General features: G+C 71.8%; 8 protein-coding genes. 1 reads left to right on the top strand and 7 read right to left on the bottom strand.

The window, feature by feature from the left end; all coding sequences use genetic code 11:
• Window positions 1-7: 7 nt before the first annotated feature.
• The 7 genes from FNH04_RS13830 to FNH04_RS13800 all read right to left on the bottom strand — a co-directional run bounded on the left by FNH04_RS13830 (window position 8) and on the right by FNH04_RS13800 (window position 7153).
• A complete protein-coding gene (locus tag FNH04_RS13830; protein WP_152783927.1) occupies window positions 8-1588 on the bottom strand; it encodes an acyl-CoA synthetase in 1581 nt (526 codons plus the stop codon).
• Window positions 1589-1719: 131 nt separating this feature from the next.
• On the bottom strand, window positions 1720-2544 hold the full coding sequence (gene hcaB / locus FNH04_RS13825; protein ID WP_322723020.1) for a 3-(cis-5,6-dihydroxycyclohexa-1,3-dien-1-yl)propanoate dehydrogenase: 825 nt from the start codon (window positions 2542-2544) through the stop codon (window positions 1720-1722).
• Window positions 2541-3407 (bottom strand): alpha/beta fold hydrolase, encoded by an 867-nt coding sequence (locus FNH04_RS13820; protein ID WP_322723019.1) that lies wholly within the window; start codon window positions 3405-3407, stop codon window positions 2541-2543. The genes hcaB and FNH04_RS13820 overlap by 4 nt, the downstream gene beginning before the upstream one ends.
• A gap of 14 nt (window positions 3408-3421) precedes the next feature.
• Window positions 3422-3985 carry a 3-phenylpropionate/cinnamic acid dioxygenase subunit beta gene (locus tag FNH04_RS13815; protein ID WP_152783925.1) on the bottom strand — a complete coding sequence of 188 codons (564 nt, stop codon included), beginning with the start codon at window positions 3983-3985 and terminating at the stop codon, window positions 3422-3424.
• A gap of 277 nt (window positions 3986-4262) precedes the next feature.
• Entirely contained in the window at window positions 4263-5459 is a 1197-nt protein-coding gene (locus FNH04_RS13810) for an NAD(P)/FAD-dependent oxidoreductase (protein WP_152783923.1), read from the bottom strand.
• Window positions 5456-5824: a bifunctional 3-phenylpropionate/cinnamic acid dioxygenase ferredoxin subunit gene (locus FNH04_RS13805; protein ID WP_152783920.1), complete on the bottom strand. Its 369-nt coding sequence runs from the start codon at window positions 5822-5824 to the stop codon at window positions 5456-5458. Before FNH04_RS13805 ends, FNH04_RS13810 begins: the two co-directional genes overlap by 4 nt.
• Window positions 5825-5827: 3 nt before the next feature.
• Complete coding sequence (locus FNH04_RS13800) at window positions 5828-7153, bottom strand: aromatic ring-hydroxylating dioxygenase subunit alpha (protein WP_152783918.1); 1326 nt, start codon at window positions 7151-7153, stop codon at window positions 5828-5830.
• A gap of 383 nt (window positions 7154-7536) precedes the next feature.
• Here FNH04_RS13800 and FNH04_RS13795 point away from each other — a divergent pair, with 383 nt between their 5' ends.
• Window positions 7537-8859, top strand: coding sequence for an MFS transporter (locus tag FNH04_RS13795; RefSeq protein WP_152783915.1), 1323 nt, complete (start codon window positions 7537-7539; stop codon window positions 8857-8859).
• Window positions 8860-9010: the final 151 nt, after the last annotated feature.

Raw genomic sequence — 9010 nt, 5'->3', positions numbered from 1 at the left:
TCGGGGGTCAGGACGTCCGGGCGGCGGGCTCCTGCGCCTCCACCCACCTGCGCAGTTCGGCCTTGTCGAGCTTGCCGCTGGCGTTGCGGGGCAACCGCTCGATGAGCATGACCCTGGTGGGGAGCTTGTAGCGCGCCAGGTAGCCGTCCGCGAAGGCACGTACCTCCTCCACCGTGGGCGCCGTACCCGCCTCGCAGGACAGGACGGCCAGGACCGTCTCCCCCCACCTGGGATCCGGCACGCCGATGACGGCGGCCTCCAGGGCCCCGGGGTACTCGGCGAGGACGCGTTCCACCTCGGCCGGGTAGACGTTCTCGCCACCGCTGATGATCATGTCCTTGAGCCGGTCGACGATGTAGTAGAAGCCCTCCTCGTCCCGGTAGGCGATGTCACCGGTGTGGAACCAGCCCGTGTCGTCGAAGGCAGCTCGGGTGGCGTCCGGGTTGTCCCAGTAGCCGGGGGTCACGTTGGGGCCGCGTACGCAGATCTCGCCGCGCACGTCGTGGCCGTCGATCGCCGCGCCGGTGCCCGGATGCATCAGCCGGATCCCCGTGTACGGCATCGGGACGCCGGCCGATCCCGTCTTCTCCCGGGTCAGCCCGGCCGGGAGGTACGTGGCGAAGGGGGCCGTCTCGGTCAGCCCCCAGGCCTGCTGGAGCAGCACGCCCCGGTCCGCGTAGTCCCGGATCAGCTGGGGCGGTACGGGGGCCCCGGCGACGATCGCGGACCGCAGGGCGCCGAGGTCGGCCTCGGCGAAGCCGGGTACGCGCGCCAGGGCCGCGAACATGGCGGGCACGGCGAACAGGGAGTTCACCCGGTGGTCCACCAGGTCCTCCAGGCACCGGGCCGGGTCGAAGGCCCGGCGGACGACCACGGTGCCGCCCCGGACGAGGGTGCGCAGGGTGAGGGCGTTGAGGCCGCCGATGTGGAAGAGCGGGGCGACGGCCAGGTTCACGTCGTCGCAGCGGGTGTCCACGACGCTGTCGACGTTGACGGCGTTCCACCAGAGGTTGCCGTGGGTGAGCATGACGCCCTTGGGCCGGCCGGTGGTGCCGGAGGTGTACATCAGGGCCGCGAGGTCGTCGTCGTACAGCGCGACGGGCTCCCGTACCGGCCGGTGCGGGCCGCGCAGCCGCGACAGCGGTGTCCATGTGGGCGCGGTCAGGGGTGCGGCGGGACACGCGGGGTCGGTGTCGACCAGGACGTGGTTGCGGGCGGGGACGTCGGTGAGGATCGACTCGACCAGCTCGCGGTGGCCCTCCTCGACGACCAGCGTGTGCGCGCCGCAGTCGTTCAGGATGTGGCGCACCTCGTCGGCGGCGAGCCGGAAGTTGACGGGCACGAAGACCGCGCCGAGATGGGCCGCGGCGAACAGCGTCTCCAGGAAGGTGGCGCTGTTGAAGCCGAGGTAGGCGACCCGGTCGCCGCGGCGCAGCCCGCGCTCGGACAGTCCGGCGGCGAACTCGCCGGCCGTGCGGCCGAGCTCCTCGGCGGAGATCTCCCGGCCCTCGTAGACGACGGCGGTGGGGGTGGGCACCCGGGCTCTTCTGTACAGGGCTGCGGCGGGGCTGATGTCGACGGCGGCCATGGCGTCGGCTCCTTCAACTTGCTGTCGAGCGGGAGAGCGGGGCGGCGGGAGAGCTGGGAGACGAGGAAGCGGGGAAGCGGGAGAGCTGGGAGACGAGGAAGCGGGGAAGCAGGGAAGCAGGGAAGCGGGCGTCAGAGGCCGGCGCCGCCGGCCGGGGTGCGGAAACCCCGTACGGCGATGCCGCCGTCGGCGGGGATGACCGCACCGGTGACGGTGCCGCTGTTGGCCCGGGAGGCGAGCAGGACGTAGGGCCCGGTGAAGTCCTCGGGCTCGACGCCGGAGTCGTACAGCGGGATCAGGGGCGGCTGCCGGTCCCCCGACGCCTCGTTCCTGGCGAAGGACGCGGCCAGTGTACGGTCCTGCAGGCCGAGGCTCTCCGGGCCGCGCAGCCGGGTGCGCATGCCGCCGGTCGCGACGCCGTTGACCCGGACCCTGGGCGCCAGCTCGTAGGCGAACTGGCGGAGCAGACCGAGGCAGGCGTGCTTGCTGGCGGTGTAGAGGGAACCGCCCCCGTCGGTGTGGAAGGAGGCGTTGGACAGGGTCATCACGATGCTTCCGCGGGTGGCGACCAGCTCCCGCCAGGCGGCCTCCACGGCCAGGACGTATCCCTTGACGTTGATGCCGAAGACCTCGTCGAAGGCCTCGGAGAGCTCCTTGCCGGTCAGCCGGGTGACGCTGCGGTGGTAGTCCCAGATCCCGGCGTTGGGGACGAGGACGTCCAGCTTCCCGAAGCGTTCGACGGTGGCGGCGACGGCGTGGTGCAGGTCGTCCGGGGAGCGTACGTCGCCGCGGACGGCCAGAACCCCCTCCGGGAGGCCGTCCAGCTGTTCCGCGTCCCGGTCCAGTACGGCGACGCTCGCGCCCTCGGCGAGATAGCGCAGGGCGACGGCGCGGCCGATGCCTGAGCCGCCACCCGTGACGAGGGCGACCTCGCCCTCCAGCCAGCCGCCCGTCACGAGGTGCCCAGGAAGTCGGTGACCAGGCGCTCGAACTCGGCCTGCCGCTCCAGCTGCACCCAGTGGCCGCAGCCGCCGAAGACATGCAGCTGGACGTCCCGGATCTGCTTGAGCATGAGCTGGGCGCCGTCGAGCGTGATGGTGCGGTCGTCGCGGCCCCACAGCAGCAAGGTCGGCGCCTTGATCCGGTGGACGCGCTGCCACAGCGGGTCCATGCCGTGGCGCTTGGCGAAGGCCGCGTTGTAGCGGTGGTAGAAGGCGATGTGGGACTCGTCGAGGGACGCCTCGTAGCGGGCCTGCGCGGTGTCCGCCCAGCGCTTGGGCTCCGCCGTCATCACCCCGATGAAGTCCCGCATCTTCTTCAGGGTCGGGCCCTCGCCGTTGTAGTAGCGGAACATCGCCTTCTGGCCCTCGGTCGGCGTGGGGCCGAAGGGCAGCCAGCCGCCACCCGGCGCCATCAGCACCAGTTTCTCGACGCGCTCGGGGGCTGCGAGGGCGGTGGCGATGGCGGCCGCCCCGCCGAGGCTGTTGCCGAGCAGGTGGAACCGGTCGATGCCCAGCGCGTCCAGTGTCCGCAGCAGGGCGTCGACGGTGATCTCGGTGATGCTGCGGGCGTCCAGGTCGGCCTCGGTGGGGCGGTAGCTGCCGCCGAAGCCGGGCTGGTCGGGCAGCACCACGCGGAAGTGCGGGGCGAGGGCGGGCAGGTTCTGGTGGTAGTTGGCGACGGCACTGGCGCCGGGGCCGCCGCCGTGCAGCATCACGAGCGCCGGGCCCTCGCCGGTCTCGCTGACGGCGATGTGCCCGAGCGCGGTCTGCACGGTGTGCTCGACGAGCTTCACCTCTGCGGTCTCCTCAGTGGTCACGAGCGGGCTCCGGTTCACAGGAAGGTGCTGATGTTCTTGGCGAGCAGGACGTTCTGGTCGAGCAGGATCGTGCGGCGGGCGATCAGCAGCCGGCCGTCGTCCGGGTCGCGGCGCAGCACGTCGGTGCGGCCACCGGCGTACAGGTCGACCTCGCGCTCCAGGCGGTTGCGGTAGCAGAGGAAGGCCGACTCGGCGACGTACTCGCCGGGCTCGTCCGCTGCCCGCACCAGTACGTTGCTGATCAGGTGGCGCGTGCGCGACGGCGGGTCCTCGGCCCAGGCCATGCCGGAGTCGAAGCGGCGGATCCGCCAGGCGAGACTCGCCCTGGTCTCGTCGAAGATCGCCACCTCACCGGGCGAACCGTCGGCCAGGGCCTGCTGCCGGCGCAGCCGGTTGGTGCGTACGGGTGCCCAGTAGTGCAGGTCGTCGGCGAACAGCTCCAGCCAGTCGGCGTAACGGTGCTGGTCGAGCAGCCGTGCCTCGACGGCGTACAGCCGCTGCACTTCGAAGTGGAGGCGCATGTCGTCGTCGGAGGGGACGGACGGGGGTGCCTTCGGCTCCAGCGGATGGATGCTCATCGGGGGGTTCCTCCTGCGGACCGCACTGGGTGCAGTCATTCCAGCGCGGGGGTACGGGTTGCGGGGAGCACGTGTGCCAGTGGGCGGCACGGTGAAGCGCCCCATAGGAGCGCGGGGAACTGCGCGACCAGCCACAAACGGCCCGCGGTGAAACCGTCGGCATCAGGTGGCTGCCCCTGCATCAGGTGGCTGCGCCTGCATCAGGTGGCTGCGCCTGCATCAGGTGGCTGCCCCTGATCGGGGGGCTGGGGCGCAGCCCTGAAAGAACATGGCGCCGTCAGCGGAGCACACCGCGCAGGTCCACGCTCTCGTCGGCAAGACGCACCGCATCGACGGCGACGCCTCGATCGATGATCCGCCGGGCCGCCTTGATGTCCCGCACACGATCGATGGCCGCCGCCGCGACGACCCGTTCACCCCGCAGGCCGAAAGCCATGAACGCACCACGCGACACGATCCGCTCGGCGTCCGCCATGCTGCCGACCGCCTCCAGGCGCGAGCCGTGCCGGTCGGACCAGAACCAGGGCGCGCCCCGATCCGGTACCGGACGGTCCAGGATGCCCAGGGCGGCGGCCTCGCCGTCCCGCTGGGCGGCCTCCCAGTGCTCGTGCCGTACGGGGTGGCCGTCGAGGCGGGCCACGTCGCCGACCGCGTGGATACTCGGGTGGGAGGTGCGCTGCCCGAGCCCGACGACGATGCCGTTGCCGACGTGGAGCCCGGCGCGCTCCGCCAGTTCCGTGGCCGGACGGATGCCGATGCCCGCCACGATCGTGTCGGCGACCAGGGCCTCGTCGTGCCCCACGAGGTGAGCGACGACCTCGGCGGAGCGGCGTTCGACACGCTCGACCCCCGCGGTGATCACCTCGATGCCCTCGGCGGCGTGCCTGCGGTGCAGCGCGCCCGCGACGGTGTCGCCGACCACCGCGGCCAGTGGCACCGGCACCGGGTCGACCAGGGTGACCTCGCAGCCCAGGGCCCGGGCCACGGCCGCGGTCTCGGCGCCGATGAGCCCGGCCCCGACGACGGTCACGCGCGCGCCGGGCAGCAGCCGTTCCCGCAGCCGCTCGGCGTCCTCCCAGGTGCGCAGCAGGTGCACCGCCGGGTCGTCGCCCCCGGGTATGGGCAGCGGACGCGGCGTACCGCCGGTGGCCAGCACGATCCGGTCGGCGCGTACGACCGACCCGTCGCTCAGCCCCAGGCCGCCCTCGTGCGCGCGGATCTCGAGGACCGGGGTGCCGTCGCGGAGTTCGACGCGCCGCTCCTCGTACCACCGCTCGGGCCGCAGCAGCACGTCCTGGCGGCCCGCCTTGCCCAGCAGCACGTCCTTGCTGAGCGGCGGCCGGTCGTACGGCAGTCCGCGCTCGGCGGAGTACAGCGTCAGCTCCCCGTCGTAGCCCTGGGCGCGCAGCGCGTCGCAGGTGGAGACGGCGGCCAGGCCGGCGCCGACGACGGCGATACGCCGCGGGAGGCTCATCCGGTGGCCTCCTCGCCGGAGCCTGGCGCGCCGGGGTGCAGCCAGATCGCACCGTCATGGACCTCGACGCGATGCGCGCGCACGGCGGCGGTGGCGGGCATGCACTGCGGCTCGCCCGACTTCAGACAGAACCGGGCGCTGTGCAGCGGGCACTCCACCTCGCCGCCCTCGATCCAGCCGTCGGACAGCGAGGCCTGGCCGTGGGAGCAGGTGTCGTCGAGGGCGTAGTAGGTGCCGCCGTCGTGGAAGACGGCGATGGCGTCGTCGTGGCCGGTGGTCTCGGCGGGCACCTTCAGCGCCTCGCCGTCCTCGATGTCCCCTTCGGCCGCCACGCGAATACCGGTACCGGTGATGCTCGTGCTCATCAGTCAGCTGTCCTTCTCGTGCCAGGCGGGCGTGTTCATCAGGTCGCGCCAGCGGGCGTAGAAGCCGCGGGCGGCGCCGTCGCTGTAGAGGCGGCCCGTGGTGCCCGGATGGATGCCGTCCTCGCTCTCCAGTCCCAGCCCCATCTGGTAGTTGAGCGTCATCGAGCCGGCCATGAAGCCGTGGGCGGTGGCCTGGCACTCGCTCCAGTTCTCGCCGTCGTCCTGCTCGAAGATCCCGGTCGGCCCGAACGTGCGCAGGTTGTAGAGCCGTTGGGCGTCCTTCACCTCGTCCGGCATGGACCGGTCGACGATCGTCCACGCCCAGACCTCCATCCGGTCCGGGCCCTTGGGGTGCCAGACCCGGACGGAGCCGTTGACCGGCAGATAGGAGAAGTTGGGGAAGACGGTGGCGTGACCGGTGGTCATCGGTCCCTCGGCGCGCGCGTCACCGAGCCGTTCGCGCAGTGCCTCGTAGTCGTAGTAGCCGTGCACGACCCGGTCGTCGAAACGGCTCTTGGGGTGGGTCGGGAAGCCGGCGCCGTGGCCGAGTGGGTCGGTGTACTGCCGCCCCGGGGTCTGCACGATCTCCGTCCTCGGGCCCTTCCCGGACGGCGACATCACCATCAGCGCCGAGGCGTGCGAGATGTTGACGTGGTACCAGTCCGAGGCGAACTGCTCGGCCGCCAGCTTCCAGTTGCCCTCCAGCACCCACTTGTGGATGCCGCCGACGACCTCGGTGCCCTCCGGGTCCCGGTCGAGCATGGCGTCCATGTACCAGGTCATCTGGCCCAGCGCCTCGACGAGCGGCGGCGCCGTCGGGTTCCAGGTCGCGAAGACCAGCCCCTTGTACGTGTCGAGCTGCGCGACCTCGGTCAGTCCCCACTGCTCGCGGTCGAAGTGCGCCGGGTAGTCCTCGTCGTTGGGTACGTTGACCAGCTTGCCGGAGGTGTCGTACGACCAGCCGTGGTAGCTGCACGTGAACGCCTTCGTCGCGCCCGCGTCGGCCCGGCAGACCCGCATCCCGCGGTGCCGGCACGCGTTGAGGAACGCGCGCAGCTTCCGGTCCCGCCCCATCGCGACGATGACGGGGTCCTCCCCCATGTACGTGGTGAAGAAGTCGCCGGGCTTCCTGAACTGGCTCTCGTGCGCGAGGAACAGCCAGCTGGGCGCGAAGACGCGGCGCAGCTCCTGCCGGTAGAGGGCCGCGTCGTGGAAGATCGCCCGGTCGACCAGCCCGCGGTCGAGGTCGAAGTACCGGCTGACGTCCTCACTGAGCCGCGCGATCGGCCTGTACGTCTGGCGTTCCTGAGCTTCCTGGTCTTCCCGCATGGGGACAGGAGAAGCGGTCGACACCCCCGCGGCCCAGTTCGCGTGCCGTGATACGGCACGCCCCCAAGGGGCGCGGGGAACTGCGCGACCAGCCACGTCCGCCCCGCAGGAAACCGACAAGATCGCGTGGCTGCCCTGCCAAGGGGGGTCTGGGGCAGCCCCGGATGACAAGGGCAGTCTGGGGCGCAGCCCCGAAAGACAGGGGGGTCCGGGGCCCAGCCCCGGAAAAACGGTGCCCCGAGCGGAGCGCCACCGTGCCGCAGGACGGCACAGCACCACGCCGAGCGCCCACCACGCTCCTACAGTCCTCCGCACCCAGTCCCGCTGTGTCCTGGATCACTCTGGAGCCTCCGGTTCCGTCCAGGACGTCGGAGGAGCCGCTCATGTCAGAGACCACCGCCACCACGCCGACGCCCGTGGCGACGGGCACCGACCGGACCCAGGTGTCCCGGGTCGCCGTCGCGAGCCTCATCGGCACCACCATCGAGTACTACGACTTCGCCGTGTACGGCACGGCCGCCGCACTCGTCCTCGGCCCCGCCTTCTTCCCGTCCGGCAGCTCCACCGTGTCCACCCTGGCGGCCTTCCTCACCTTCGCCGCCGCGTTCCTGGCCCGTCCCGTCGGCGTCGTCCTCTTCGGCACGATCGGCGACCGGCTGGGCCGCAAGCGCGCGCTCGTCGTCTCGCTGCTGCTGATGGGTCTCGCGACCGTCGGCGTCGGTCTCCTCCCGACGTACGAGACGGCCGGACTGCTCGCCCCGGTACTGCTGGTGACGCTCCGTCTGCTCCAGGGGGTGAGCATCGGCGGCGAGTGGGGCGGCGCGGTGCTGCTCGCCGCCGAGCACGCGCCGCCCGGCCGCCGGGCGCTGTACGCGTCGATCCCCCAGGTCGGCCCGGTCGCGGGCTTCCTGCTGTCGAGCGCCGTGATCCTGCCGACGATCTCCATCGCCGGGATGGACGGGTTCGCGGGCGGCGCGTGGCGGATCCCGTTCCTGCTGAGCGCGGTACTGATCGTCATCGGTCTGTGGGTGCGGACGACCGTGACGGAGTCCCCCGTGTTCCGCGAGGGAAGACCGCGGCCCGCCGCCACCTCGCGCTTCCCGCTCGGCACGCTGGTCAGGCAGTACCCCGGACGGCTGCTGCTCGGCATCGGCGCCGCGATCGGCGGATCGGCCGTCTACTACCTGACGATCGTCTACAGCATCTCGTACGGCCCGAAGGCGCTCGGCATCCCGCAGAACACCATGCTGGTCGCGGTGAGCGTCGCCGCCGTGGCCACCGCCGCCGCCACGGTCCCCTTCGCCCGGCTGGCAGACAAGCGGGGGCGCCGGCCGGTGATCCTCACCGGTGCCGTCGGCTGCGTGGTGTGGGCGCTGCCCATGTTCGGGTCGCTGAGCACCCGGAACGGGCTCGTCATCACGGGGGCGTTCACCGTCGGGCTGCTGTTCTTCATCATGATGTTCTCGCCGATCGCGGCCTTCCTGCCGGAGCTGTTCCCGGCGCGGCTGCGCTACACGGGCGCCTCCGCGACCTTCATCCTCGCCAACACCCTGGGCGGCGGCTTCGCCCCGCTCGTCGCGACCTGGCTGAACAGCCAGTGGCAGTCGCCGCTGGTGCTGGGCGCGTACGCGGGCGGACTCTGCCTGGTCAGCCTGTTCTGCGTGCTGGCGCTGCCCGAGACGAAGGACCAGGAGTTCGACATCTGATCCCTGCCCAATCCCTGCCCGATTCCGTGCCCGATTCCGTGCCCGATTCCGTGCCCGATCCCTGCCTGATGCCCATCTGATCGTCGCCTGATCGCCGCCTGATCCCCGCCACCACGTAAACGGCCCGGCCACTTCGCCGGGCCGTTTACAG

The sequence above is a fragment of the Streptomyces phyllanthi genome (assembly GCF_009377205.1).
GTDB classification, from domain to species: Bacteria; Actinomycetota; Actinomycetes; order Streptomycetales; family Streptomycetaceae; genus Streptomyces; species Streptomyces phyllanthi.
The sequence above is the reverse complement of the archived record's forward strand: the minus strand, read 5'-3'. Positions and strand labels throughout refer to the sequence as shown.